General features: G+C 56.4%; 20 protein-coding genes and 3 tRNA genes. 5 read left to right on the top strand and 18 right to left on the bottom strand.

Translation table 11 applies throughout. The annotated features are described in order from the left end of the window. Nucleotides 1-7: 7 nt before the first annotated feature. The 13 genes from rnr to nnr all read right to left on the bottom strand — a co-directional run bounded on the left by rnr (nucleotide 8) and on the right by nnr (nucleotide 15,162). The gene (rnr, locus tag PGR79_RS19630) at nucleotides 8-2,449 is read right to left on the bottom strand and encodes a ribonuclease R (protein WP_430922325.1); all 2,442 of its coding nucleotides are present in this window, start codon (nucleotides 2,447-2,449) and stop codon (nucleotides 8-10) included. A gap of 91 nt (nucleotides 2,450-2,540) precedes the next feature. After that, the gene (gene nsrR / locus PGR79_RS19625; protein ID WP_045379682.1) at nucleotides 2,541-2,975 is read right to left on the bottom strand and encodes a nitric oxide-sensing transcriptional repressor NsrR; all 435 of its coding nucleotides are present in this window, start codon (nucleotides 2,973-2,975) and stop codon (nucleotides 2,541-2,543) included. Nucleotides 2,976-3,125: 150 nt separating this feature from the next. Further along, nucleotides 3,126-4,424, bottom strand: a complete 1,299-nt coding sequence (locus PGR79_RS19620; RefSeq protein WP_087858289.1) for an adenylosuccinate synthase — start codon at nucleotides 4,422-4,424, stop codon at nucleotides 3,126-3,128. Between the two features lie 103 nt (nucleotides 4,425-4,527). Beyond that, entirely contained in the window at nucleotides 4,528-4,725 is a 198-nt protein-coding gene (locus PGR79_RS19615; protein ID WP_015368629.1) for a DUF2065 domain-containing protein, read from the bottom strand. Nucleotides 4,726-4,923: 198 nt separating this feature from the next. Further along, entirely contained in the window at nucleotides 4,924-5,928 is a 1,005-nt protein-coding gene (gene hflC / locus PGR79_RS19610; RefSeq protein WP_015368630.1) for a protease modulator HflC, read from the bottom strand. Between the two features lie 2 nt (nucleotides 5,929-5,930). Beyond that, nucleotides 5,931-7,193 (bottom strand): FtsH protease activity modulator HflK, encoded by a 1,263-nt coding sequence (gene hflK / locus PGR79_RS19605; protein ID WP_015368631.1) that lies wholly within the window; start codon nucleotides 7,191-7,193, stop codon nucleotides 5,931-5,933. Nucleotides 7,194-7,251: 58 nt separating this feature from the next. Continuing rightward, the gene (gene hflX / locus PGR79_RS19600; RefSeq protein ID WP_032713510.1) at nucleotides 7,252-8,532 is read right to left on the bottom strand and encodes a ribosome rescue GTPase HflX; all 1,281 of its coding nucleotides are present in this window, start codon (nucleotides 8,530-8,532) and stop codon (nucleotides 7,252-7,254) included. A gap of 75 nt (nucleotides 8,533-8,607) precedes the next feature. Then, nucleotides 8,608-8,916 (bottom strand): RNA chaperone Hfq, encoded by a 309-nt coding sequence (gene hfq / locus PGR79_RS19595; protein WP_045396870.1) that lies wholly within the window; start codon nucleotides 8,914-8,916, stop codon nucleotides 8,608-8,610. Between the two features lie 92 nt (nucleotides 8,917-9,008). After that, nucleotides 9,009-9,959 carry a tRNA (adenosine(37)-N6)-dimethylallyltransferase MiaA gene (gene miaA, locus PGR79_RS19590; RefSeq protein ID WP_087858288.1) on the bottom strand — a complete coding sequence of 317 codons (951 nt, stop codon included), beginning with the start codon at nucleotides 9,957-9,959 and terminating at the stop codon, nucleotides 9,009-9,011. Then, nucleotides 9,952-11,817 (bottom strand): DNA mismatch repair endonuclease MutL, encoded by a 1,866-nt coding sequence (gene mutL, locus PGR79_RS19585; RefSeq protein WP_113374745.1) that lies wholly within the window; start codon nucleotides 11,815-11,817, stop codon nucleotides 9,952-9,954. Before mutL ends, miaA begins: the two co-directional genes overlap by 8 nt. 10 nt (nucleotides 11,818-11,827) lie before the next feature. After that, nucleotides 11,828-13,180, bottom strand: a complete 1,353-nt coding sequence (amiB, locus tag PGR79_RS19580; RefSeq protein WP_113374744.1) for an N-acetylmuramoyl-L-alanine amidase AmiB — start codon at nucleotides 13,178-13,180, stop codon at nucleotides 11,828-11,830. Nucleotides 13,181-13,196: 16 nt separating this feature from the next. Further along, complete coding sequence (gene tsaE, locus PGR79_RS19575) at nucleotides 13,197-13,658, bottom strand: tRNA (adenosine(37)-N6)-threonylcarbamoyltransferase complex ATPase subunit type 1 TsaE (protein ID WP_087858285.1); 462 nt, start codon at nucleotides 13,656-13,658, stop codon at nucleotides 13,197-13,199. After that, complete coding sequence (gene nnr / locus PGR79_RS19570) at nucleotides 13,651-15,162, bottom strand: bifunctional ADP-dependent NAD(P)H-hydrate dehydratase/NAD(P)H-hydrate epimerase (RefSeq protein WP_162750234.1); 1,512 nt, start codon at nucleotides 15,160-15,162, stop codon at nucleotides 13,651-13,653. The genes tsaE and nnr overlap by 8 nt, the downstream gene beginning before the upstream one ends. Nucleotides 15,163-15,175: 13 nt before the next feature. On the opposite strand from nnr, the gene queG reads away from it, so the two are divergent. Next, entirely contained in the window at nucleotides 15,176-16,315 is a 1,140-nt protein-coding gene (gene queG, locus PGR79_RS19565; RefSeq protein ID WP_015704164.1) for a tRNA epoxyqueuosine(34) reductase QueG, read from the top strand. Between the two features lie 270 nt (nucleotides 16,316-16,585). On the opposite strand, the gene PGR79_RS19560 is transcribed toward queG, so the two are convergent. From PGR79_RS19560 to PGR79_RS19550, 3 genes are all read right to left on the bottom strand, one after another. Beyond that, nucleotides 16,586-16,661: transfer RNA gene (locus tag PGR79_RS19560), tRNA-Gly, on the bottom strand. Nucleotides 16,662-16,732: 71 nt separating this feature from the next. Next, nucleotides 16,733-16,808 (bottom strand) — tRNA-Gly (locus PGR79_RS19555). 71 nt (nucleotides 16,809-16,879) lie between these two features. Next, nucleotides 16,880-16,955, bottom strand: a tRNA-Gly gene (locus PGR79_RS19550). Between the two features lie 292 nt (nucleotides 16,956-17,247). On the opposite strand from PGR79_RS19550, the gene PGR79_RS19545 reads away from it, so the two are divergent. After that, entirely contained in the window at nucleotides 17,248-17,979 is a 732-nt protein-coding gene (locus PGR79_RS19545) for an arginine ABC transporter substrate-binding protein (protein ID WP_162750235.1), read from the top strand. Nucleotides 17,980-18,020: 41 nt separating this feature from the next. Here the strand turns inward: PGR79_RS19545 and orn are convergent, their stop codons facing one another. Further along, the gene (orn, locus tag PGR79_RS19540; RefSeq protein ID WP_015704162.1) at nucleotides 18,021-18,566 is read right to left on the bottom strand and encodes an oligoribonuclease; all 546 of its coding nucleotides are present in this window, start codon (nucleotides 18,564-18,566) and stop codon (nucleotides 18,021-18,023) included. Nucleotides 18,567-18,660: 94 nt separating this feature from the next. Here orn and rsgA point away from each other — a divergent pair, with 94 nt between their 5' ends. The 3 genes from rsgA to mscM all read left to right on the top strand — a co-directional run bounded on the left by rsgA (nucleotide 18,661) and on the right by mscM (nucleotide 24,186). Continuing rightward, a complete protein-coding gene (gene rsgA / locus PGR79_RS19535) occupies nucleotides 18,661-19,722 on the top strand; it encodes a small ribosomal subunit biogenesis GTPase RsgA (protein ID WP_430922322.1) in 1,062 nt (353 codons plus the stop codon). 150 nt (nucleotides 19,723-19,872) lie between these two features. Beyond that, entirely contained in the window at nucleotides 19,873-20,835 is a 963-nt protein-coding gene (asd, locus tag PGR79_RS19530; protein WP_113374741.1) for an archaetidylserine decarboxylase, read from the top strand. 24 nt (nucleotides 20,836-20,859) lie between these two features. Continuing rightward, nucleotides 20,860-24,186, top strand: a complete 3,327-nt coding sequence (gene mscM / locus PGR79_RS19525; protein ID WP_087859207.1) for a miniconductance mechanosensitive channel MscM — start codon at nucleotides 20,860-20,862, stop codon at nucleotides 24,184-24,186. A gap of 43 nt (nucleotides 24,187-24,229) precedes the next feature. Here mscM and yjeM read toward each other — a convergent pair whose 3' ends face one another. Continuing rightward, a complete protein-coding gene (yjeM, locus tag PGR79_RS19520; protein WP_087859208.1) occupies nucleotides 24,230-25,732 on the bottom strand; it encodes a glutamate/gamma-aminobutyrate family transporter YjeM in 1,503 nt (500 codons plus the stop codon). Nucleotides 25,733-25,930: the final 198 nt, after the last annotated feature.

The raw sequence follows: 25,930 nt of genomic DNA, 5'->3' as shown, positions 1-25,930 counted from the left end.
GCGTCAATCACTCGGCGATCTTCTTTTTCGCCGCGCGCTTGGCTTTGGTCGCGGCGGCGATTTTCTGCGTTTTCGCCGAAGGCTTTTTCGCTTTCTTCTCGCCTTTCGGTTTGGCTTTAGCTTTATCTTTTTCCTTACGGAAGGCGCTATCCGGCTCGAAGTTTACCTGCTTGCCAACCTGACGACGACGGCCGCCGCCGTTTTTACCCGGCGCGCCTTTCTTCGCTTTTTCGCGTGCGGTTTTGCCGACATTACGCGGGCCGCGTTCGCTGGAAATCAGGCTGAAATCAATCTTACGCTCATCCATATTGACCGCTTCGACGCGCACTTCCACGCGGTCGCCCAGGCGGTAAGTCTGGCCGCCGGACTCGCCGATCAGCCGCTGCCCTACCTGATCGAAGCGATAGTAGTCATTATCCAGCGAGGAGACATGTACCAAGCCATCGATAAACAGATCGTTCAGGCGGACGAAGAAGCCGAAGCCGGTGACGCTTGCGATCATGCCGGAGAAGGTGTTGCCCACCTGATCCTGCATGAAGTCGCACTTCAGCCAGTCGGACACTTCGCGCGTCGCTTCATCGGCGCGGCGCTCGGTCATCGAGCAGTGCTCGCCCAGTTGCAGCATCTCTTCCATGCTGTAGTGCCAGCCGCCGGTCTCGGTGCTATTGCCTTTATGTCCCTGCTCTTTCGCCAGTAAATACTTAATAGCGCGATGCAGCGACAGGTCAGGATAACGACGGATCGGCGAGGTGAAGTGGGCGTATGACTGCAGCGCCAGGCCGAAGTGGCCGCGGTTTTCCGGATCGTAGACCGCCTGTTTCATGGAACGCAGCAGCATCGTCTGCAGCATTTCCGCATCCGGGCGATCGGCGATGGAAGTCAGTAGCTCAGCGTAATCGCGCGGCTCCGGCTTGTTGCCGCCCGGTAGTTCCAGCCCCAGCTCCGCCAGCACGGTACGGAAGGCGGTAATCGCTTCGGTGCTTGGCTTATCGTGAATACGGAACAGCGCCGGCTCCTGCGCTTTCTCAACGAAACGCGCCGCTGAGATGTTCGCCAGGATCATGCACTCTTCAATCAGCTTGTGCGCATCGTTACGCTGAGTCTGTTCAATACGCTCTATACGGCGCTCGGCGTTGAAGATGAATTTAGCTTCTTCACTTTCAAATGAGATACCGCCGCGCTCTTCACGGGCGCCGTCCAGCACCTTGTAGAGGTTATGCAGCTCTTCAATATGCTTCACCAGCGGCGCATAGTGCTCGCGCAGCTCTTGATCGCCCTGCAGCATATGCCAAACCTTGGTGTAGGTCAGACGGGCGTGAGAGCTCATCACCGCTTCATAGAATTTAAAGCCGGTCAGTCGACCTTTTGACGAGATCGTCATTTCGCAGACCATACACAGGCGATCGACCTGCGGATTCAGCGAGCACAGGCCGTTGGACAGCACTTCCGGCAGCATCGGTACGACCTGCGAAGGGAAGTAGACTGACGTCCCGCGGCTGCGCGCTTCGCCGTCCAGCGGCGTACCAGGGCGCACATAGTAGCTCACGTCGGCGATAGCCACCCATAGACGCCAGCCGCCGCCGCGTTTTTTCTCGCAGTACACCGCGTCATCGAAGTCGCGGGCATCTTCGCCATCAATGGTAACCAGCGGCAGGGAGCGCAAATCAACGCGCCCGGCTTTTGCCTCTTCCGGCACCTGTTCTTTGAGGCCGGAAACCTGTTTTTCCACCGCCGGCGGCCAAACGTAAGGGATCTCATGGGTACGCAGCGCCATATCAACGGCCATGCCGGTGCCCATATTGTCGCCCAGCACTTCAACTATTTTGCCTACCGCCTTGGTACGACGGGTTGGACGCTGGGTCAGCTCGACCACCACCACGTAGCCCATACGCGCGCCCATAATCTCTTCAGGCGGGATCAGGATATCGAAGCTAAGACGGCTGTCGTCCGGCACCACGAAGCCTACACCGGCATCGGTGAAGTAACGGCCGACGATCTGGCTGGTTTTCGGCACCAGAACGCGAACGATACGCGCTTCTCGACGGCCCTTGCGGTCCGCGCCCAGCGGCTGGGCCAGTACCTGGTCGCCATGAATACACATTTTCATCTGCTCAGATGAAAGATACAGGTCGTCTTTGCGCCCTTCGACGCGTAAAAAGCCGTAGCCGTCGCGGTGGCCAATAACGACGCCTTTGACTAAATCGAGACGCTCCGGCAGCGCATAGCACTGACGACGAGTGAAGACCAACTGGCCGTCACGTTCCATCGCACGCAGGCGGCGACGCAGCGCTTCAGTTTGTTCTTCGCCCTCAATATTTAACTCAATCGCCAGCTCATCACGGCTGGCCGGTTTTTCACGTTTGGTTAAATGTTCGAGGATAAATTCCCGGCTCGGGATTGGATTCGCGTACTTCTCAGCTTCGCGTTCCTGGAATGGGTCTTGTGACATATCGGTTCCTCCGTTGTCATCTCCGATGAAAGTCTCTGGGTGGCGCACGCCGCCGCTTTGTGAGTTCTCTTTACGCTGCGGCGCGAATCACTCAGCGCTTTTCTTCCACCAGTAATAATTTATATAGCGGTTGATTCTTTTCAACCAAATCGGCCAGCGTGTAGTTATCCAGTTCCTTCAGGAAACTTTGCGCGGCTTCGGCAAGTGCCTGTTTCAGGCGGCAAGCGGGAGTAATGTGGCAAAATTCGCTGCTGCAATTCACCAGCGATAGCGGCTCCAGATCGCGTACAACATCACCCACGCGAATCATTTTAGCCGGCTTGCCAAGGCGAATCCCCCCATTCTTTCCCCGCACGGCCGTCACGTAGCCAACACGGCTTAACTGATTGATTATTTTGACCATATGATTACGGGAAACGCCATAGACATCCGTCACCTCGGAAATACTGGTCATTCGGTCATCCGGCAACGACGCCATGTAAATCAGCGCGCGTAATCCATAATCGGTGAAACTCGTTAACTGCACATCAACCTCAGGGTAAGGGGAAAGCGGTGAATCCGCGGGTATTAACTCTATTGATGATAAACCAGCCAGCGCTCAGGCCGCTAATTTATTTGAAATGGGGCGGGCGAACTGCAAAAACAAGGGCGCCCGAACGGCGCCCCTGGATGATGATTACGCGTCGAACGGGTCGCGCAGAATCATAGTCTCAGTACGGTCAGGACCGGTAGAGATGATATCAACCGGCACGCCGGTCAGCTCTTCAATACGAGCGATGTAGTTCAGCGCTGCCTGCGGCAGACCGCTGCGCTCTTTCACGCCGAAGGTGGTTTCGGACCAGCCCGGCATGGTTTCGTAGATAGGCTCGATACCTTCCCAGTTGTCGGCAGCCAGCGGAGTGGTGGTCACTTCACGGCCGTCCGGCATACGGTAGCCGACGCAGATTTTCACTTCTTTCAGGCCGTCCAGGACGTCCAGTTTGGTCAGGCAGAAGCCGGACAGGGAGTTAATCTGCACCGCGCGGCGTACCGCAACAGCGTCCAGCCAGCCGGTACGACGACGACGGCCGGTAGTGGCGCCGAATTCGTTACCCTGCTTGCACAGGAACTCGCCGGTTTCATCAAACAGCTCGGTCGGGAACGGACCCGCGCCTACACGAGTAGAGTAAGCTTTGATGATCCCCAGAACGTAATCCACATAACGCGGGCCCAGGCCGGAACCGGTCGCCACGCCACCAGCAGTGGTGTTGGAGGAAGTTACATACGGATAGGTACCGTGGTCGATATCCAGCAGCGTGCCCTGCGCGCCTTCGAACATCACGAAGTCGCCGCGCTGACGCGCCTGATCCAGCAGATCGGAAACATCAACGACCATGCCGGTGAGGATGTCGGCAATCGCCATCACATCGTCCAGCACTTTCTGGTAGTCAACCGCTTCTGCTTTATAGAAGTTCACCAACTGGAAGTTGTGATATTCCATCACTTCTTTCAGTTTGTCAGCGAAGGTGGCTTTATCAAACAGGTCGCCAACGCGCAGGCCGCGACGAGCGACTTTATCTTCGTAAGCCGGGCCGATACCGCGACCGGTCGTACCGATAGCTTTCGCACCGCGTGCTTTTTCACGCGCCACGTCCAGCGCAACGTGATAATCGAGAATAAGCGGACAGGCTTCGGACAGCAGCAGACGCTCACGAACAGGGATACCACGGTCTTCCAGACCTTTCATCTCTTTCATCAGCGCAGCCGGAGACAGCACAACACCGTTACCGATGATGCTGGTTACATTCTCGCGGAGAATACCTGATGGAATAAGATGGAGGACGGTTTTTTCACCGTTGATTACGAGAGTATGGCCTGCGTTATGGCCACCCTGGTAGCGCACAACATATTTAGCCCGTTCAGTCAGGAGATCGACGATCTTCCCTTTACCTTCGTCACCCCATTGGGTGCCCAGTACGACGACGTTGTTACCCATTTTTTCAAAATCACCGTTTGCTTAAAAATGGATTCTACCATCGCTTTTTCAGAGTTACAGCACTTTTTGCACTCAAAATGAGGGTAATCCGATTATTTTTTGATCAGCCAATCGATTTCCTCAACATGTAGTAGATGACGATGCCAGCTACCACAAGACCGCCGCCAAAGCGACGCAATAAATTATCCGGCAGTTGGCTCATGGTCGCTACCATCTTGCGCCAGGCGCGGGGATAAAGCAGTGGGCCAAGACCTTCGAGAACTAAAACCAGCGCCAGTGCCAGCCAAATTGTTGCATTCATTATTGATGACCCTTATAGAAAAACAAAACCGCCGCCAGTTTGGCGCCGGTGAGTATTACCGCAAACCCTTTTTCTTTCTTCACATTCTCCGGCATTTCATAGGCAATATGAAACCACTAGCTGAGAGAAAAATCACAATCAATGGCATGAAAAAAGGCGCCTCTTGCAAGGCGCCTTCTGATTTCACACCGACCCGGCTTATTTACGCACGGAATCCGGTGACTTCATGTAACGGAAGAAATCGCTATCCGGGCTGAGAACCATCACGTCCTGGTTGCTCTGGAAGCTCTTCTCGTAAGCACGCAGGCTACGGATAAAGGCATAGAAGCCCGGATCCTGACTGAATGCATCGGCAAACAGTTTTGCCGACTCGGCATCGCCTTCACCGCGCAGGATACGCCCTTGACGCTCTGCTTCCGCCAAAGTCTTGGTCACTTCATAGTCCGCGGTCGCGCGCAGTTTTTCCGCCTCTTCCTGACCTTGTGAACGATGGCGACGAGCAACCGCTTCACGCTCGGCGCGCATACGGTTGTAGATCGCTTCAGACACTTCAGCAGGCAGGTTGATCTGCTTGATACGTACGTCAACGACTTCAATACCCAGCGCCGCCATACTGTTCGGGTTGATCACCTGAACCTTACCGTTAGTTTCAGCTTCTACACGCTCTGCCGCTTTAGCGATAGCGTCATCGGCTGCCGGCGTCGAAACTTCATCTTCTGTACCTGCAGAACCTGAGTTCAGCGCATCACGCACTTCCAGGGTCAAACGACCGCGTGAATCAGTCACGATGTCTTTCACGTCCAGACGACCAATCTCAGAGCGCAAACGGTCAGAGAACTTACGTTTCAGCAGAACTTCGGCCTGGGAGACGTCGCCGCCGCCGGTCGCCAGATAGTAACGACTGAAGTCACTGATGCGCCACTTGATATAGGAGTCGACGATCAGATCTTTCTTCTCTTTGGTAACAAAGCGGTCAGCCTGGTTGTCCATGGTCTGGATACGCGCATCCAGCATTTTCACGGATTCAATAAACGGGATCTTGAAGTGCAGACCCGGCGCATACACCAGCGGCTTGTTCTCATCGTCGCGCAGAACTTTGCCGAAGCGCAGCGTAATGCCACGCTCGCCTTCTTTCACCACGAAGACAGACATGTAGAGCACTACCAGCACGACGACAATGATCGCGATAACAGATTTACGCATCGTTATTCCCCCTGACGCTGGTAGTCGTTACGCTGCGCGTTGGCGCGGCGTTGGTCCATAATGGTACCCCCGGTTGAACTCGAGGTTGATGAAGTGCTGGCGCTGCTTGAGCTGGACGCAGGCGGCAGGCGCAGCAGATCGCTTGCGCCACTGCTATCGCTCTTTGCCGGCGCACCAGTGGCGCCTTTCAGCATCTGATCCAACGGCAGAACCATCAAGTTGCCGCCCTTGCTGTCATTAACCAGCACTTTGCGGGTATGGCTCAGCACTTTTTCCATGGTTTCGATATACAGACGCTCGCGGGTAATTTCCGGCGCGGCTTTATATTCCGGCAGGATCTTCGCAAAGCGAGCGACTTCACCCTGCGCTTCCAGTACGGTCTGGGTTTTATACGCACGCGCCTCTTCGAGGATACGCTGCGCCTGACCGTTAGCACGCGGCTGAACTTCGTTGGTATAAGCTTCCGCTTCGCGGATGTACTGCTGCTCGTTCTCACGCGCGGCAATGGCATCATCAAACGCGGCCTTCACCTCTTCCGGCGGACGCGCCGTCTGGAAGTTGACGTCCAGCAGGGTGATACCCATGTTGTACGGACGAATGGTCTCTTCCAGCTCGCGCTGGGTATCGCTACGGATAACGGTACGACCTTCGGTCAGGATACGGTCCATGGTGTACTTACCAATGACGCCACGCAGGGCGCTGTCGGTGGCCTGACGCAGACTATCGTCGGCGCTGGTCACGCTAAACAGGTAGCGCTCCGGATCGGTCACCCGGTACTGTACGTTCATCTCAACGCGCACGACGTTCTCATCGGAAGTCAGCATGACGCCGGACGCTGCCAGTTCGCGAACCGACTCGACGTTCACCGCTTGCACATTATCGACAAAAGTTGGCTTCCAGTTCAGACCTGGCTCAACCAGATGGCTGAACTTGCCAAAGCGTGTCACCACACCACGTTCCGCTTCCTTGATGGTATAGAAACCGCTGGCTGCCCAGATAATCACCGCCGCTGCAGCAACGATGCCGACAATGCGCCCGCCCATCGGGCCACGCGGCCCCTGCGTCACATTACCGCCACCCTGGCCGCCTTTACCGCCGCCGAGACCGCCAAGTTTTTTGCTTAACTTGCGGAAGATATCATCCAGATCGGGCGGCCCCTGATCGCGACCGCCTTTGTTGCCATTTCCCTCAGAGTTGCCGCCATTCTTGCTGCTTCCCCACGGGTCGCGGTCCTGTCCGTTATTACCGGGCTGATTCCACGCCATGTATATGCTCCATATTTGTTTTTGATATCCCCACAGGGGTTAATATCTTCAGGCCAGGTCAAACCACGTAGTCGACCAACGCAGGCTCTTGTTTGCAGAGGCGACGCCAGTCCACGATGGGCATGCGCACTTGCAGGCTTACGCTGCCGTCATCCTCCATCCACTCTTTTTCTATCGCCTGAAGCTGATAGAACCGGCTTCTCAGACGACCTTCCTGCGGCGGTAAACGCAGCGTATGCTGCGCCACTTCGCCGGAAAGACGTTCTGTTAACGCCTGAAAAAGCAGTGGTACGCCAATCCCGGTCTGGGCGGAGAGCCAGACCCGAATCGGTTTATTCTCTTCATCCCGATCGATGCGCGGTTCAAAATCGTCAAGCACATCGATTTTGTTCATCACCAGCAATGACGGAATTTCATCGGCCTCGATTTCAGCAAGGACCGTATTTACTGCATCAATATTTTCCTGCACGCGGACATCCGCCGCGTCGATAACGTGCAGCAGCAGCGTCGCCTGACGCGTCTCCTGCAGAGTCGCTTTAAACGCCGCCACCAAATCGTGCGGCAGATGACGAATAAAACCTACGGTGTCTGCCAGTACCGTTTCGCCGACGTCTGTGACGTTAATACGGCGCAGCGTCGGGTCCAGAGTGGCGAACAGTTGGTCCGCGGCATAGACTTCCGCTTCGGTTATCTGGTTGAACAGCGTTGATTTTCCGGCGTTGGTATATCCCACCAGCGAGACGGTAGGGATATCGGCCTTGGCGCGTGACCGCCGACCTTGCTCGCGCTGTTTTTCTACTTTTTCCAGTCGCGACAGGATCTGCATAATACGGTTACGCAGCAATCGACGGTCGGTTTCGAGCTGGGTTTCACCCGGTCCGCGCAAACCAATCCCGCCTTTCTGCCTTTCAAGGTGGGTCCAGCCGCGTACCAGACGCGTGGCCAGATGGCGCAACTGCGCCAGCTCAACCTGCAGTTTCCCTTCGTGGGTACGCGCTCGCTGGGCAAAAATATCTAAAATCAGACCGGTGCGATCGATAACCCGGCATTCGCATAGCTGCTCCAGGTTACGTTCCTGGGCCGGACTCAAGGCATGATCGAACAGCACGACCGAGGCGCCGGTCGCTTTTACGGCTTCCGCAATTTCAACAGCCTTACCTTCACCAACAAAATACTTCGGGTGCGGTGCTTTACGGCTACCGGTAATCACCTGCATTGCTTCGACACCGGCGGAAGAGACCAGGGATTCAAACTCCTGGAGATCCTCCATATCTTTGTCTTGCGAAAAATAGATGTGTACCAGTACCGCCTGCTCACCGGCATCATAACGGTCAAACAAGCGTAAACCCCTTATAAAATACCAGCGGGGAACGCAGAAAACCTGGCTCCCCGACGTGGAAAAACAGCATTAGCCTTATTCGGCGTCGTCGCTGTCTTGCTGCGGCGCAGAAGAACCTTGCGCGCTACCACCGTGGTGATAGTTGCTTGCACCGCCGCCAGCATTATTGCTGTGGTGAGACACCGGACGGGACGGGACAACAGTAGAAATTGCGTGCTTATAGACCATCTGGCTGACCGTGTTCTTCAACAGGATCACGAACTGATCGAAAGACTCAATTTGCCCTTGCAGCTTAATACCATTCACCAAATAAATAGAAACCGGAACACGTTCCCGACGCAAAGCGTTCAGGAACGGATCTTGTAAAGATTGCCCCTTAGCCATTCTCTCTTTTCCTTATATGTATGCTTGTTTTGTACTCAGAACCTTACGATTCTTAAAAAAAATTACGCACGATACCGTTCAATTGTACACGTTCAGTTCTGGCTAGCACCAACAACCTGTAATACTTTGTTGAGCGCTTGTTCAGGTTGCTCACTGTCTAACCAGTGAACATCTTCCCAACCGCGCAGCCAGGTGACCTGACGTTTCGCTAACTGTCTCGTCGCGCAAACACCTCGATAAACCATTTCATCATACGAGACCTCGCCTTCAAGGTATGACCACATCTGGCGGTATCCAACACAACGAATGGAAGGCATATCCGTATGCAAATCTCCACGGGCAAATAGCGCCCGCACTTCTGCTTCAAAACCTGAAGCCAACATCTGATGAAAACGCTGCTCAATGCGTTGATGTAGCAGTTCACGGCTCGCCGGGGCGATGGCGAACTGATGCACCTGATACGGCAGAGCCTCTCCTGACGTTTGCGTCAGTTCCGTTAAAGTTTTACCCGAAATGAAAAAAACTTCCAGTGCTCGGGAAAGTCTTTGCGGATCATTTGGATGAATACGCGCGGCGGCCACGGGATCGATCTCCTGTAACTGCCGGTGCAATGCGTGCCACCCCTGCTCTGCTGCTTGTTGCTCAATTCTGGCCCTGACTGCGGGATCCGCCGAAGGCAGCGGCGATAACCCTTCCAACAACGCTTTGAAATACAACATCGTTCCGCCGACCAACAGCGGTATGCGCCCGGCGGCGACGATATCCGCCATTTCCGCCAACGCATCGCGACGAAAATCCGCCGCCGAGTAAGACTCTGCCGGATCAAGGATATCCAGCAACCGATGCGGCGCAGCGCTAAGCTCCGCGGCATCGGGTTTGGCCGTACCGATATCCATTCCTCGATAGATGAGGGCGGAATCGACGCTAATCAACTCTACGGGCAAAACTTTACGCAAGGCGATAGCTAATGCGGTTTTACCGGAGGCCGTCGGCCCCATTAAAAAAATTGCCTTAGGCAGGCTCGCCTCAGTTACATCACTCATCTTTCAGGGCTGTCATCGCCGAATGTAAATCAACAGGTTGTAACAGACCACCCGGCGGCGCTTTAATCAGTTGCGGACATAAACGCTCAACGTCCGCCAGCACCGAAATCGCCTGCGCCATACTCCACTGCGCGTGCTCGCTCGTCAGATTACGCGCCGTCCACTGGGCAATGTCGCCGACGTCGAATGCCGTTAGCTGCGCCAGGTAGCCTATCAGTTCAGGAATCAAGATTTGTAAATTTTGTTGTCTTAAGGGTAAAGGCACCGCGCGGACCGTCACGTGCTGAGCATCTGCTTGTAAATCGATACCCAATTGCGCCAGCGCTGGCTGCGCCTTTTCCAGCGCCTTACGTTCTGCTTCACTCACTTTAAGACGCAGCGGGATCAGCAGCGGCTGCGCGCAAACCGCTTCCGCGCCCGGCGTTAGCTGCGCCTGACGCAGCCAGCGCTCCGCCACCGGCAGCGCCAACAACGCCAATGTGCCGCCGCGCTCGAGCAGCGCGCAATCGCTGCCGATAATAGTCAGCACCCGGCCAAAGCTTTGGCTGTGGGCTGCCAGGCTTTCCGCAGGCGCCGGCGCAACGGGTGGCTTTTCCGCCGCCGGGGTTTGCAGCAGTTGACGGTAAAGCGCCCCCTGCTGTTTTTGATAGCCCGGCTGCGCGTGGGGCCAGCTGGCGCCGCCTGCGCTATAGCCGCCGCCGGAGGCGGCAGGTTCACGCGGCGCGCGGGTATCATAACCCGCCGCCGGTTCCCGGGCAGGCGATGGGCGAGCGAAATGGTTAGCGCCCGCCGCTACGCGATTTTCCGGCACCGGCCGCGACGCGGGCGCTTCGTCTTCTTCCGCCAACGGCGCATCCAGTTGCTGCTGCAGCACGCTCAGTACGCCTTGATAGATAAAATCATGCACCAGCCGCGATTGATGGAAACGTACTTCGTGCTTCGCCGGATGCACGTTGACATCAACCTGATGCGGGTCAATCTCCAGATACAGCACAAACGCCGGCTGCTGGTCAGCGCCCAGCTTGTCTTCACAGGCCTGGCGAATGGCATGGTTGATCAGCCGGTCGCGCATCATACGCCCGTTGACGTAGCAGTACTGGATTTCCGCTAATGCCGGATTGGTATGCAACGGATCGGCAACCCAGCCGCGCAGCGTCAGATCGCCATGCTGCCACTCAATGGCCAACGCGTGTTCCAGAAACGCCGCGCCGCAAATCGAGCCGAGGCGGCGTTCACGCGGGCCGCCTTCCGCCACTGCGCGATACTGGCGCATCATTTTGCCGTTATGGCTGAGATTAATCGTTACATCGAAACGTGCCAGCGCGATGCGGCGGACGATTTCATCAATATGATTAAACTCGGTTTTTTCGGTGCGCATGAACTTGCGTCGCGCGGGAGTGTTGTAAAACAGATCCAGCACTTCCAGCGTGGTGCCTATCGGATGCGCCGCCGGTTTCACCGTCACCGCCTGGTCGCGCCCTTCAGCATAGGCCTGCCATGCCTCTTGCTGCTCCGCGGTACGCGAAGTCAACGTCAGGCGGGCGACAGAGCTGATACTGGCCAACGCTTCGCCGCGAAAGCCAAGACTGATGATCGCCTCAAGGTCATCCAGCGAGGCGATTTTACTGGTGGCGTGACGAGCCAGCGCCAGCGCCAGCTCATCTTTTTTGATCCCACAGCCGTTATCGCGAATACGGATAAGCTTCGCGCCGCCGCGTTCGATATCAATGTCGATACGGGTCGCGCCGGCATCAAGGCTGTTTTCGACCAGCTCTTTAACGACCGACGCCGGACGTTCCACCACCTCGCCAGCGGCAATCTGGTTGGCGAGCTGCGGCGGTAGAACCTGAATCGGCATGACCTTCTCCTTAGTTAATCAACGACCCGCCAGGCGAACTGGCGCTGGCGGTTTGCGCAGCCGTGCCGCGCGGCGCTGATTGCAGCGGGTGCTGCATATAATAGTTACGCAGCCCTTTATAAATCGCCTCTGCAATCTGCTGTTGGTAATCATCGCTACCCAGCAGGCGCTCTTCGCCGTTATTACTGATAAAGCCAGTTTCTACGAGGATCGACGGAATATCCGGCGAGCGCAGAACGCCAAGGCTGGCATGCTCCGGGCGGCGTTTATGCAGATTACCAACCCGCTGGAGCTGGCTGAGTACATCGGTCGCCACATCATAACCGACGCGCTGGGAATGGCCGAACTGTAAATCCAGCACCGCCTGGCTCAGATAAGGATCCGACTGGCTATTCGCCAGCACATCGCCCGCGCCGCCCAGAAGTTCGGATTGTTTCTCATGCTGTTCAAGCCAGCCGGCCATTTCGCTGTTAGCGCGGCGGTTAGAAAGCACCCACACCGATGCGCCAGTCGCATCGCGATTCGGGGCCGCATCGGCATGGATAGAGACCAGGAAATTGGCGTTTTGTTTGCGCGCCACGTCCGAACGCCCCATGACCGAGATGAAGTAGTCGCCGTTGCGGGTCAGCACCGGTTTAAACTGTGGATCGTTGTTGAGCAACGCCCGTAGCTTATGGGCGATAGCAATCGTGACGTTTTTCTCTTTGGTGCCGCCCGGCCCAATAGCACCAGGATCCTGGCCGCCGTGACCGGCATCAATAGCGATAATTATTTTTTCGTCAGATGAGACGGTACGCGCCGCCGGTCGGCTGATGGTCTGGTTGTTAGTCATCGCCGGCTGACTGCTGGTGACCACCGTGGTTCTGTCGCTACCAGAGTTTTTAAACGGATTGCGAGGCGGCTCGCTCGGACGCGGCGCCACAACCGGCGCTTCGACCCGTTTCGCTACCACTGGCGGCGGCGGAGGGGGCGGCGGCACATCGGCGTTAATGGTAAAGACGACGGTATAGTTGGCGCCGTTTTGCTGCTTCGCCGCCCGCGTTTTACCATCTTCCGTCAGATCGACCAACAGACGCAGCGATTGCGTATCCTGAGGCGAGCCAGAGCGAATGCTTTTGACCAGATTATTACCGCTAAACTGCAGCGGCAGCCCCTGAAGCACGCCGGTTTGTTTGATATCCAACGCCACCACGCGCTTACCTTGCGGGGTGAAGGAATATTCGGGATCGCCGACAAAACTTAGCGTGATGCGGGCCTGCCGATCGCCGTTTGAGACCTGGATATCGGATAAACTTGCCGCGGACGCCTGAGTGCCGAACAGCATCAGAGCGGCGGCCAGCCAACTGGTTATACGATACTTCATCCCGTCATCCTTTAGGCTAAATGGCTAAACGCGCCAATAAAGACTCACCCAATGAAGAGACCGCCGTTACGCGCGCCTCACGCCCTTGCGCCTGGTAATCCAGGTGAATTTCGACATCCGGGTCAGGCAGTACACCCGCGCCTTGCTGCGGCCATTCCACCAGGCAGATGGCATCGTTAGCGAAGTAATCGCGGATCCCCATAAATTCGAGCTCCTCAGGATCCGCCAGGCGGTACAGGTCGAAGTGATACACCATCAGATTTTCGAGGGTGTAAGGCTCCACCAGCGTATACGTTGGGCTTTTGACATTGCCGCGGTGGCCAAGGGCCTGTAGAAAACCGCGGCTGAAGGTGGTTTTACCCGCGCCTAAATCGCCATACAGATAGATAACCGTCGCGCCGGTACAGGCCTGCGCTACGCGGTTGCCAAGGTCTAATGTCGCCTGCTCGTCGGGTAAAGGAATCACACGGTTAATCATGGTCTAGGTCAATCACATCCGGGTTAACAACACGCCTTAGCGTGCAAAAAAGATCGGTCGCCAGCATCCCGCGGGCGCCATCTCTGGCGGCCAGCCGGTCTGCGGCTTCGCCGTGCGCCACGCAGCCTGCGCAAGCGGCATCATACGGGGTCAGCCCCTGTCCCAACAGCGCGGCGATAATGCCGGTGAGCACATCGCCCATCCCGCCGCTGGCCATTCCGGGATTACCGGCATCAATGATACCGATTTCACCCGCGTCATTCGCCACTACGGTTCCTGCGCCTTTTAGCACCACCACGCCGCCATACCGTTTTACCAGACGTTGTACAGAATGTAAGCGATCGCTTTCAACTTCTGCCACGCTGATATTCAATAAACGGGCGGCTTCGCCAGGATGCGGGGTTAACACGCGATTGTGACGTTTATCGGGATTGATTGCCAGCAGGTTCAACGCGTCGGCATCCCAGACCATTGGTTTGCGAAAATTCTCTACCTGCCGCAGCGCCGCTTTCCCCCATTCGCTTTGCCCAAGACCGGGGCCAATCGCCACGACATCCGCCCACTCCAGGCTCTCGGTAAGGGTGTCGCCGTTCAGCTCATGAACCATCAATTCCGGCCTGGCAGTCACGATCCCCGCGATATTTTCCGCCCTGGTCAGCACGCGTACTAAACCCGCGCCGGCACGCAGCGCGGCCTCACCCGCCATACGAATGGCGCCAGCGGTGCCGCGATCGCCGCCGATAATCACCAGCCGACCATGCGAGCCTTTATGCGACGTCGGGCGACGCGGCGGCAGCCATCCTGCCAGCTGCGCTGCGGAAAAACGACGAATAGCGGTGTTTTGCCCGGAAAGCCAGCGCTCCAGGCCGAGTGCATGATGATGTAAGCGCCCGACGACGTCGCGGGCATTGCCGGTCAGCAGTCCAGGTTTTAGCGCGATAAACGTCAGGGTATGGGCGGCGTGAATCGCCGCGCCAGGCGTCGCGCCGGTTTGCGCGTTCAGCCCGGAGGGGATATCAAGCGCAATAACCGGCGCGGGATAGGCGTTCGCCAGTTCAATCAGCCCGGCGACGTTAACACGCGGCGCGCTATGCAGACCGGTGCCGAGCAGGCCATCAATAATCAATGAGATATCATCCGGCCAGGCGCTATCGGCGGCGTGGATGACGCCGCCGGCATTGAGCCACTCTTCCCGCGCGGCCTGCGCCTCTTCCGGCAGCGGCTTATCGCTTTCCAACGCCAGTAGCGTTACCGCGATGCCCTGCGCCTGCGCCAGTCGCGCGACGACATAGCCGTCGCCGCCGTTATTGCCGTGGCCGCAAAGAATCAACCAGTGCTGGCTGGCGGGATAAAGGCTTCGGGCCAGTTGAAACGCCGCCTCGCCGGCACGCCGCATCAATTCAAAAAGCGTCAGCCCGAGACTATCCGCCGCCTCTCTTTCCGCCTGGCGCAGCGTCTCCGCTGGCCACACGATGTGTGGTATACTGTCAGGGTTTTTCGTCATTGTATGGTCCATCATGTCACAGCCCCTCGATCTCAATCAGTTAGCGCAGCAAATCAAACAATGGGGCACCGAGCTTGGCTTCCAGCAGGTCGGTATTACCGATACCGATCTCAGCGCCAGCGAACCTAAACTACAGGCATGGCTGGATAAACAATACCATGGCGAAATGGAATGGATGGCTCGCCACGGCATGATGCGCGCCCGGCCGCATGAACTGCTGCCCGGTACGCTACGCGTGATTAGCGTGCGCATGAACTATCTGCCCGCCAATGCTGCTTTCGCCAGCACTCTGAAAGATCCCACGCTGGGTTACGTCAGCCGTTATGCCCTGGGGCGTGATTATCATAAGCTGCTACGTAACCGCCTGAAAAAACTCGGCGAGATGATTCAGGAACAGTGTGCTTCGCTCAATTTTAGACCGTTTGTCGATTCCGCGCCTATCCTGGAGCGGCCAATCGCTGAAAAAGCGGGCCTTGGCTGGACAGGTAAGCACTCACTTATCTTAAGCCGCGACGCCGGATCGTTTTTCTTCCTGGGCGAGTTGCTTATCGATCTGCCACTGCCGATAGACCAGCCGGTTGCCGAAGAGTGCGGGCGTTGTGTCGCCTGTATGACTATCTGCCCCACCGGCGCCATCGTCGAGCCCTATACCGTTGACGCACGGCGCTGCATCTCCTATCTGACCATCGAGCTAGAAGGCGCTATCCCGGAAGAATTTCGTCCGCTTATCGGCAACCGTATTTACGGCTGCGATGATTGCCAGTTGATTTGTCCGTGGAACCGTTTTTCACAGCTTACCGATGAAGAGGACTTCAGCCCGCGTAAAGCGCTACATGCGCCGCAGCTGATTGAGCTGTTCGCCTGGAGCGAAGCCTGGTTTCTGAAAGTCACTGAGGGATCGGCGATACGCCGTATCGGTCACTTACGCTGGCTACGCAATATCGCCGTCGCGCTCGGTAATGCCCCGTGGAATGAAGCCAATCTGGTCGCGCTGGAAAGTCGCCGAGGTGAGCACCCACTTCTCGATGAACACATTGAATGGGCGGTTGCGCAGCAGATAGAAAAGCGAAACGCCAACGTTGTCGAAGTGCAGTTGCCGCAGAAACTACGCCTGGTCCGGGTGGTCGAGAAAGGATTACCGCGCGACGCCTGATTCATTCACAGGCTGTGAATAAAAACAAAAAAACATTGCGTTTCAACGGGCAGACGTACGTCAAGTGATCGAATTAACAGTTTGAAATGAAATTTAAATGTTAAATTTCAATCAGATACAATAATACTATTTACAAAGTGAAGCATTTGTCGCGCAGTCAGCCAAACGACAGCCTGTGGATAACTCTGTTTACAGTATTTTTGGATAGGTAATGAAAATCATCCCCGGCGCGATTTCGCACTGTGGATAAATTGGATAAAGGAAGAAATTTGGAGCGGGAAACGAGACTCGAACTCGCGACCCCGACCTTGGCAAGGTCGTGCTCTACCAACTGAGCTATTCCCGCTTACATCGGTTTTCAATTTACCTGCTGGTAGCCTGAAAACTATGCTTTGGTATGGTGTGTCTTTCAAATTTTGGAGCGGGAAACGAGACTCGAACTCGCGACCCCGACCTTGGCAAGGTCGTGCTCTACCAACTGAGCTATTCCCGCTTACATTGGTTTTCAATCTACCTGTCGGTAACCTGAAAACTATGTTTTGGTATGGTGCTGCTTTCAAATTTTGGAGCGGGAAACGAGACTCGAACTCGCGACCCCGACCTTGGCAAGGTCGTGCTCTACCAACTGAGCTATTCCCGCGTTACTGCTTTTTTGCCATATTTCGATGGCGTCGTAATTTGCATTTCTGCGTCGTTACGGGAGGCGCATTATACGAGAATTCGATTCACCTGCAACCCCCTGGCGAGCACTTTTTTTCGTTTTTTGTTTGAATGGACATTTTCTCGCCATACAGCCCACTGAATTGTATAAATAACCGCCATAATTAGCAAAATATCTTTTTCCCCCCGCGCGAATGGCGCAAAATCGCCCGCATGACACCGCGGTGGCTATCCGCGAAAAGGTCCACCATGACGACTATCAGGGATTCAGAATGAAAAAAGCGCTTTCCGTCCTGCTGCTGACCACATCAATCATCGGAACAGCTTCTGCCGAGACGCTCCATTTTGGCACCACAACCGCCAATCCGCCGTTTGAGACCGTCAAAGGCAAAGGCCAACCTACGGGTTTTGACATTGATTTGGCCAATGCGCTGTGTAAACAGATGCAGGCGGAATGTAAATTCACGCCGCAGCGCTTTGATACGCTCATCCCGGCGCTACGCTTTAAAAAGTTCGACGCTATTATCGCCGGCGTTGAAGTATTGCCGATGCGTGAAAAGCAGGTCGCCTTCACTCAGCCTTATCGCCAGGAGCTCTCCGGGGTGGTAGTCACGGCAAAAGACGCCGCCCACGGGTTTGCCGACCTGCAGGGTAAAAAGCTCGCCGTGGTCAAGGGCAGCGTTCATCAGCGTTATCTACGCGATAAACAAAAAGGCATTCAAACCGTCGCCTTTGGCAGCGATAGCGAGGCGCTGATGGCGTTGAAAAGCGGCGAAGTCGACGGCGCGATCGGCGATTTAGCGACGATGGACCAGTGGCTGGCGGATAATCCTGATTACGCCGAGATGAAAGAGCGCGCCACCGACCCGGCCTACTACGGCAAACAATATGCCATCGCGGTACGCAAAGACGACCCGGAGTTGCTTAAGCAGATTAATGACGCGCTGGAGGTCGTGAAGGCGTCGCCGGAGTTCCAGCAGATGGAACAAAAGTGGTTTAAGTAACACATCAAAAAGAACGGGGCCATGTCGGCCCCGTTGACGCTTCAGAGCTTAATAAAATGCTCGCGATAATAGGCTAACTCGGCGACGGATTCGCGGATATCGTCCATCGCCTGGTGAGTGCCCTGCTTTTTAAACCCATCAAGGATTTCCGGCTTCCAGCGGCGCGCCAGCTCTTTTAGGGTGCTGACGTCGAGATAGCGATAATGGAAGTAAGCTTCCAGTTCCGGCATATATTTGAACAGGAAGCGGCGGTCCTGACCGATGCTGTTGCCACAAATTGGCGATTTCCCCGCCGGCACCCACTGCTTGAGAAACTCAATAGTGGCCAGTTCCGCTTCACGGTCGCCCACGGTACTGGCCTTCACGCGATCGACCAGCCCGCTGCCGGTATGAGTGCGCACGTTCCATTCGTCCATTAGCGCCAGCTGAGCATCAGACTGGTGCACGGCAATGGTCGGGCCTTCTGCCAGAATATTAAGATTCGCGTCGGTGACCAGGGTGGCGATTTCGATAATGCGATCGCGCTCGGGATCCAGCCCCGTCATCTCAAGATCGATCCAAATCAGGTTGTTTTCATCTGCACTCATGCTATTTTCCACCCTTCTTGCGTGACTATATTCATCTAAAATAGCGTGTATCATAGAGGTTTTGCCCCATCAGGGCGACCAGGAGCCAGTTCGATTGAGTAAAAATAAGCTCTCCAAAGGCCAGCAGCGCCGCGTTAAGGCCAACCACCAGCGCCGCCTGAAAACGACTTCGGAGAAGGCCGACTACGATGACAACCTGTTTGGCGAGCCTTCTGAAGGTATCGTCATCAGCCGTTTTGGTATGCATGCCGATGTCGAATCCGCGGATGGCACGACCCACCGCTGCAACATTCGCCGGACCATTCGTTCTCTGGTAACCGGCGACCGCGTGGTCTGGCGGCCAGGCAAAGACGCCGCCGACGGGGTCAACGTCAAAGGCATCGTCGAAGCGGTACATGAACGCGTCTCGGTGCTGACGCGCCCGGACTTTTACGACGGCGTGAAGCCTATCGCGGCAAATATCGACCAAATCGTCGTGGTTTCGGCCATTTTACCCGAACTGTCGCTCAATATTATCGACCGCTATCTGGTGGCCTGCGAAGCGCAGAATATCGAACCGCTGCTGGTACTGAATAAGATAGACCTGCTGGACGAGGAGGGTATGGCCTTCGTCAATGAGCAGATGGATATCTATCGCCAGATCGGTTATCCGGTTTTGATGGTGTCCAGCCAGACTCAGGACGGCCTGAAGCCGCTTGAAGAGGCCCTGACCGGGCGTATCAGTATCTTTGCCGGCCAGTCCGGGGTGGGTAAATCCAGCTTGCTGAACACGCTGCTGGGACTGCGGGATGAGCAAATCCTGACGAACGACGTCTCTGATGTTTCAGGGCTCGGCCAGCACACCACCACCGCCGCACGTCTTTATCACTTCCCGCACGGCGGCGATGTGATTGACTCCCCAGGCGTGCGCGAGTTCGGCCTGTGGCATCTTGACGCGGAACAAATCACCAACGGCTTTGTCGAATTCCATGATTATTTAGGCCATTGCAAGTATCGCGACTGCAAGCACGACACCGACCCAGGCTGCGCCATTCGCGAAGCGGTAGAAAAAGGCGCTATCGCCGAAAGCCGTTTCGCCAACTATCACCGCATCCTGGAAAGTATGGAACAGGTGCAGGTAAAAACGCGTAAAAGCTTTTCATCAACCGACGACTGACATTTAAGCTGTCGTCGCTATACGTAATCGCTTTGCCGGCAAGACGGCGCGGATACAATTCGCTGAAGTTTACGTATAGAATCGTCCCCCTTTTCAGTACCCCGCGCCAAAGCGGGGTCAGGAACGACAATTAACGGCCTGGAGGCTACCTTGTTAAACTCGTTTAAACTCTCACTGCAATACATTCTGCCTAAACTGTGGCTCACCCGCCTCGCAGGCTGGGGGGCAAGTAAACGAGCAGGCTGGCTGACTAAACTGGTTATCGATCTGTTCGTCAAATACTACAAAGTCGATATGAAAGAGGCGCAGAAGCCGGATACTGCCGCTTACCGCACCTTCAACGACTTCTTCGTCCGCCCGCTGCGTGACGATGTTCGCCCGCTCAACACCGATCCCAACGTGCTGGTGATGCCGGCTGACGGCGTTATCAGCCAGCTTGGCGCTATCGAAGATGACAAAATTCTGCAGGCCAAAGGCCACAATTACACCCTGGAGGCCCTGCTGGCGGGTAACTACCAGATGGCCGACCTGTTCCGTAACGGTAGCTTCGCCACCACTTATCTGTCGCCGCGCGACTATCACCGCGTGCATATGCCGTGCAACGGCATCCTGCGCGAGATGATCTATGTCCCAGGCGATCTGTTCTCGGTCAACCACCTGACGGCGCAAAACGTACCGAACCTGTTTGCCCGCAACGAGCGCGTTATCTGCCTGTTCGATACTGAATTCGGTCCGATGGCGCAGATTCTGGTCGGCGCAACGATTGTTGGCAGCATCGAGACCGTCTGGTCCGGCACCGTAACGCCGCCGCGGGAAGGTATTATTAAACGCTGGACCTGGCCTGCAGGCGAAAGCGAAGGCTCCGTTGCGCTGCTGAAGGGCCAGGAGATGGGCCGCTTTAAGCTGGGCTCAACGGTGATTAACCTGTTTGCGCCAGGCCAGGTGAAGCTGGTTGAACAACTGCAAAGCCTGTCAGTCACCAAAATCGGCGAACCGCTGGCGACGGCCGTAGAAGCTGATATCTCCGTGGAACCTGCGCCGTTGCCGGAAGAAGAGATCCGCGCCGAACACCGCGCCAGCCCGCTGGTTGACGATAAACAAGACGAAGGTTAATTCCGGACGACAAAGGGTTACGCCGTGCGCCTGATATACACTTTTCTGTTGGCCTTGAGCCTCAGCTTCGGGGCGTACGCAGCGACGGCCCCGGACGTCAAACAAATTACCCAGGAACTGGAACAGGCGAAGGCGGCGAAACCCGCCCAGCCTGAAACCGTCGAAGTCCTGCAAGCCGCGCTGAATGCGCTGGAGGAGCGCAACGCCTCCGTTGAGCGCGCTCGCCAGTACCAGGACGTTATCGATAATTTCCCCAAACTGTTTCAAACGCTCCGCGCTCAGTTAGCGAATGTCAGCGAAACGCCGCACCAGGTACCTACCGCCCTCACCGCCGACGCGCTGAATCAGGAGATCCTGCAGGTCAGCAGCCAACTGCTGGAAGCCAGCCGCCAGGCGCAGCAGGAGCAGGATCGGGCGCGGGAAATCGCCGACTCCCTTAATCAATTACCACAGCAGCAAACCGACGCCCGCCGCAAGCTTAATGAGATTGAACGTCGCGTCGGCGCGCAGCCCGGCAATACGCCGCTGGCGCAGGCGCAAAATCTCGGTCTGCAGGCGGAATCCGCGCGTCTGAAAGCGCTGGTCGACGAGCTGGATCTGGCCCAACTCTCCGCTAACAACCGCCAGGAACTGTCGCGCATCCGCTCTGAGCTGGCGCAGAAACAGAGCGAACAGCTCGATGCCTACCTGCAGGCGCTGCGTAATCAGCAGAATAGCCAGCGCCAACGCGAAGCGGAAAAGGCGCTGGAAAGCACCGAGCTGTTGGCGGAAAACAGCGAAAACCTGCCGCCGGGGATCACCGACCAGTTCAAAATTAACCGCGAACTATCGCAGGCGCTCAACCAGCAGGTTCAGCGCCTGGATCTGGTGGCCTCGCAGCAGCGGCAAGCAACCAATCAAACGCTCCAGGTGCGCCAGGCGCTGAACACCCTGCGCGAACAGTCGCAGTGGCTGGGATCATCGAATCTACTCGGCGAAGCGCTACGCGCCCAGGTCGCCCGTCTGCCGGAGCGCCCGCGCCCACAGCAGTTAGATACTGAAACGGCCCAGTTGCGCGTGCAGCGCTTGCATTACGAAGACCTGCTCAGCAAGCAGGCGCAGCTACGGCTGATTCGCCAGGCCGACGGCGAGCCGCTCACCGCGGAACAAAACCGCATCCTGCAGGCGCAGCTGCGTACCCAGAGCGAGCTGCTTAACTCGCTTCTACGCGGCGGCGATACCTTGCTGCTCGAACTGACGAAACTGAAGGTCGCCAACGGCCAGTTAGAAGACGCGCTGAAAGAGATTAACGAAGCAACCCACCGCTATCTGTTCTGGACCTCGGACGTCAGCCCAATTGGCTTCTCCTGGCCGCTGGAAGTGGTGCAGGATCTGCGTCGTCTGATCTCGCTTGATACCATCAACCAGCTCGGCAAGGCCAGCGTCATGATGCTGACCAGCAAAGAGACGCTGTTCCCGCTTTTTGGCGCGCTGGTGCTGGTGGGCTTCAGTATCTATTCGCGACGCCACTTTACCCGCTTCCTTGAGCGCTCCAGCGCGCGGATTGGCAAGGTGACGCAGGATCACTTCTGGCTGACGCTGCGTACCGTGTTCTGGTCAATTCTGGTGGCATCTCCGCTGCCGGTATTGTGGATGACGCTCGGCTACGGATTGCAGGCGGCCTGGCCCTTCCCGCTGGCGGTCGCCATTGGCGACGGCGTGACCGCCACCGTGCCGCTGCTGTGGGTGGTGATGATTTGCGCCACCTTCGCCCGGCCGAATGGATTGTTCATCGCCCACTTCGGCTGGCCGCGTAACCGCGTCGCCAAAGCCATGCGCTACTACCTGATGAGCATCGGGTTGATCGTACCGCTGATTATGGCGCTGATCATGTTCGATAATCTCAACGACCGTGAATTCTCGGCCTCTCTGGGCCGCCTGTGCTTCATGCTGATATGCGGCGCGCTGGCGCTGGTTACCTTGAGCCTGAAGCACGCCGGGATCCCGCTGTATCTTGATAAAGCAGGCGACGGCGAGAACATGGTGAACCGTCTGCTGTGGAACCTGCTGCTCGGCGCGCCGCTGATCGCGATGCTGGCGGCGGCAGTGGGCTATCTTGCCACCTCGCAGGCGCTACTGGCGCGACTGGAAACCTCGGTCGCCATCTGGTTCCTGCTGTTGGTGGTTTACCATATTATTCGCCGTTGGATGTTGATTCAGCGTCGGCGTCTGGCCTTCGATCGCGCCAAACACCGCCGTGCGGAAATCCTCGCCCAGCGCGCCCGCGGCGAAGAAGATACCGCCCACTCCACCAGCACAGAAGGCTCGGTCGAAGCGGAAGTCAGCGAAGTCGACCTCGACGCCATCAGTACCCAGTCCCTGCGCCTGGTCCGCTCGCTGCTGATGCTAATCGCCCTGCTGTCGGTGATTATTCTGTGGTCGGAAATTCACTCGGCATTCGGCTTCCTCGAAAATATCTCGCTATGGGATGTGACCTCCACGGTACAGGGCGTCGAAAGTCTTGAACCCATTACTCTTGGCGCCGTCCTGATCGCCATTCTGGTGCTGATTATCACCACCCAGCTGGTGCGCAATCTCCCGGCGCTGCTGGAGCTGGCGATTCTGCAACATCTGGATTTGACGCCGGGTACCGGCTACGCCATCACCACCATCACCAAATATCTGTTGATGCTAATTGGCGGGCTGGTCGGCTTCTCGATGATTGGTATTGAGTGGTCGAAACTGCAGTGGCTGGTGGCGGCGCTCAGCGTCGGTCTTGGTTTTGGTCTACAGGAAATTTTCGCCAACTTTATCTCCGGCCTGATCATCCTGTTTGAAAAACCGATCCGTATCGGCGATACGGTCACTATCCGCAGCCTGACCGGTAGCGTGACGAAAATTAATACCCGCGCCACCACCATCAGCGACTGGGACCGTAAAGAAATCATCGTGCCGAACAAAGCGTTCATCACCGAACAGTTCATCAACTGGTCGCTGTCGGATTCGGTCACTCGCGTGGTGTTGACTATCCCGGCGCCCGCGGAGGCCAATACGGAAGAGGTCACGCAGATTCTGTTGACCGCCGCTCATCGCTGCTCGCTGGTGATTGATACCCCGGCGCCGGAAGCGTTTCTCGTTGACCTGCAGCAGGGGATACAGATTTTCGAGCTGCGTATTTACGCCGCCGAGATGGGTCACCGTATGCCGCTGCGTCATGAGCTGCATCAGCTGATTCTGGCGGGTTACCGCGCACACGGCATCGACATGCCGTTCCCACCGTTCCAGATGCGCCTGGAAAGCCTGGATGGTCTGCGCAGCAGCCAGCCGCTGAACTCAGCGGGTAAAAGCAGCCGTACGCCAGGAAGTTTGTAAGCATTAACTAGCCCGGTGAGCGCTTCACCGGGCATTCTCTTTCTTAACCCTCCGCCAGCGCTACCTGTACCGCCGTTCTCTGACGATAGTTCTCGTAGATCCCTAGTGCCAATAGCGAGAAGAAAATCGGCCCGCCGACCATCCACAGCGTACTGTTCCAGTCACCGGAATCCATCACCGGCTGAATAACGGTAAAGATATTGGCGAACGCTACCACCAGTACCACTATCGTCGTCGCCAGCAGCGTGCTCACCCGGCTTTTAAACATCACAAATGGACGATCGAGATCGGCTTTGGCCTTAAAGAACGGGAACGCGATCGCCAGGAACAGATACGGCAAGGTCATCGAGACGTTAGCCATCAGCGTTAGCTTGTTATAAAACGCTGAAGCGGTATCGCCGCCGAAAGAGACCAGCAAAATAAACAGACTCACCAGCAGACACTGCAGCCACATGGCGTTAGCCGGCATGCCGTTAGCGTTGACTTTGGTCATCATCGTCGGCCACAGCGCTTTCGGCGTCCCCTGAATGATCGCCTTCAGCGGCGAATAGCTCAGGGTGAAGAATGCGCCGGTATAGGCAAGGAACATCGACAGCCCGGTAATGCGCGCAAACCATACGCCGGTCAGCGCCGCCGCCTGCGGCGACAGATGAAGCGCTTGTCCAAGCGTCGCGCCGAGGCTGGTCATCAACACGTAGGTGATATTGCCAAGGTTGGTACTGTGGTTGCTCAAGACCTGCTGCCAGTTGGCGCTGACGCCCCACAGCACAATAGCCAGCGAGTAACCGATCGAAATCACCAGCGCGGCGATGATAATGCCTTTGGCAAAGTTCTTTTCCGGCTTCTCGGTTTTATCCACCAGTCCGCCGACCGCTTCAATCCCGCCATAGGCAAAAATGGCGAACACCACGAAAGACAGCATCGCCAGCCCGGATTGATATCCCGGGTTCGGCGACGCCGTGAAATCCAGCGATTGTGCGAAATGGCCGCCGTTCAGCAGCAGAATCGCCCCGCTCACCAGCAGCAGTACCAGATTAAGGCACATCACCGCGATGCCGCCCACGGCGGTAATTTTGGCAATCTTATTTATCCCTTTCGCCGCCACCAGCGTCACCAGCACCATCCAGCAGGCGGCCAGCACGCCGACGGTTTGCGTCGAGGTTAAGCCGGCAAAAGCCCAGCTCTGGGTTTTATCCGCGCCGAAGAGAAAGGTCGAAAACGGGACCCAAATTTTCGCCGCGGTACTGACCATCCACACCACATAGGATGAAAACCACATAAAGGTGCCAATAAATGCAAAGCGCGGCCCGACGCTACGGTTCATCCACGAATAGATCCCGCCCTCTTCCTTACGATAGGCCGAGCCCATCTCCGCCATCATTAAGGCAAAAGGAATAAAGAAAAACAGCGCCGAGAAAAGATAAAACGGCATCGCGCTATAACCCATCAGATAAAACGCCGAAGGGCTGTTGGCAAAGCCAAACACCGAAGTGAAGATCATTAATATCAGCCCAATCAGGCTCATCTTCTTGATTTGTTGAGGCATAAATCGATCCAAACGTGAGCGTCGCCGAACAACGTCGCCAGGTAAGCAGAAATTGAACGCGGATCCTAGCAATAATCCAGTTTGAAATTGTGGTTATTAGGGCTAATGCAGCGGAGAGAACTGTAAAAATCTTTGAATGAAGGGGATAACGCTAACGGCGGGAAACGGCTTCCCTCTCCTCATGAAAGGGAAGCGTAA

Source organism: Klebsiella sp. 141161 (genome assembly GCF_050600815.1).
Classification (GTDB): domain Bacteria; phylum Pseudomonadota; class Gammaproteobacteria; order Enterobacterales; family Enterobacteriaceae; genus Klebsiella; species Klebsiella aerogenes.
The sequence above is the reverse complement of the archived record's forward strand: the minus strand, read 5'-3'. Positions and strand labels throughout refer to the sequence as shown.

What these genes read in the sequence shown, in the direction of transcription:
- mutL (WP_113374745.1), bottom strand. Translation starts at nt 11,817, where the DNA reads ATGCCGATTCAGGTTCTACCGCCGCAGCTCGCCAACCAGATTGCCGCT.
- PGR79_RS19620 (WP_087858289.1), bottom strand. Translation starts at nt 4,424, where the DNA reads ATGGGTAACAACGTCGTCGTACTGGGCACCCAATGGGGTGACGAAGGT.
- PGR79_RS19545 (WP_162750235.1), top strand. Translation starts at nt 17,248, where the DNA reads ATGAAAAAAGCGCTTTCCGTCCTGCTGCTGACCACATCAATCATCGGA.
- nnr (WP_162750234.1), bottom strand. Translation starts at nt 15,162, where the DNA reads ATGACGAAAAACCCTGACAGTATACCACACATCGTGTGGCCAGCGGAG.
- hflK (WP_015368631.1), bottom strand. Translation starts at nt 7,193, where the DNA reads ATGGCGTGGAATCAGCCCGGTAATAACGGACAGGACCGCGACCCGTGG.
- hfq (WP_045396870.1), bottom strand. Translation starts at nt 8,916, where the DNA reads ATGGCTAAGGGGCAATCTTTACAAGATCCGTTCCTGAACGCTTTGCGT.
- hflC (WP_015368630.1), bottom strand. Translation starts at nt 5,928, where the DNA reads ATGCGTAAATCTGTTATCGCGATCATTGTCGTCGTGCTGGTAGTGCTC.
- rnr (WP_430922325.1), bottom strand. Translation starts at nt 2,449, where the DNA reads ATGTCACAAGACCCATTCCAGGAACGCGAAGCTGAGAAGTACGCGAAT.
- amiB (WP_113374744.1), bottom strand. Translation starts at nt 13,180, where the DNA reads ATGAAGTATCGTATAACCAGTTGGCTGGCCGCCGCTCTGATGCTGTTC.
- queG (WP_015704164.1), top strand. Translation starts at nt 15,176, where the DNA reads ATGTCACAGCCCCTCGATCTCAATCAGTTAGCGCAGCAAATCAAACAA.
- tsaE (WP_087858285.1), bottom strand. Translation starts at nt 13,658, where the DNA reads ATGATTAACCGTGTGATTCCTTTACCCGACGAGCAGGCGACATTAGAC.
- orn (WP_015704162.1), bottom strand. Translation starts at nt 18,566, where the DNA reads ATGAGTGCAGATGAAAACAACCTGATTTGGATCGATCTTGAGATGACG.
- miaA (WP_087858288.1), bottom strand. Translation starts at nt 9,959, where the DNA reads ATGAGTGATGTAACTGAGGCGAGCCTGCCTAAGGCAATTTTTTTAATG.
- yjeM (WP_087859208.1), bottom strand. Translation starts at nt 25,732, where the DNA reads ATGCCTCAACAAATCAAGAAGATGAGCCTGATTGGGCTGATATTAATG.
- PGR79_RS19615 (WP_015368629.1), bottom strand. Translation starts at nt 4,725, where the DNA reads ATGAATGCAACAATTTGGCTGGCACTGGCGCTGGTTTTAGTTCTCGAA.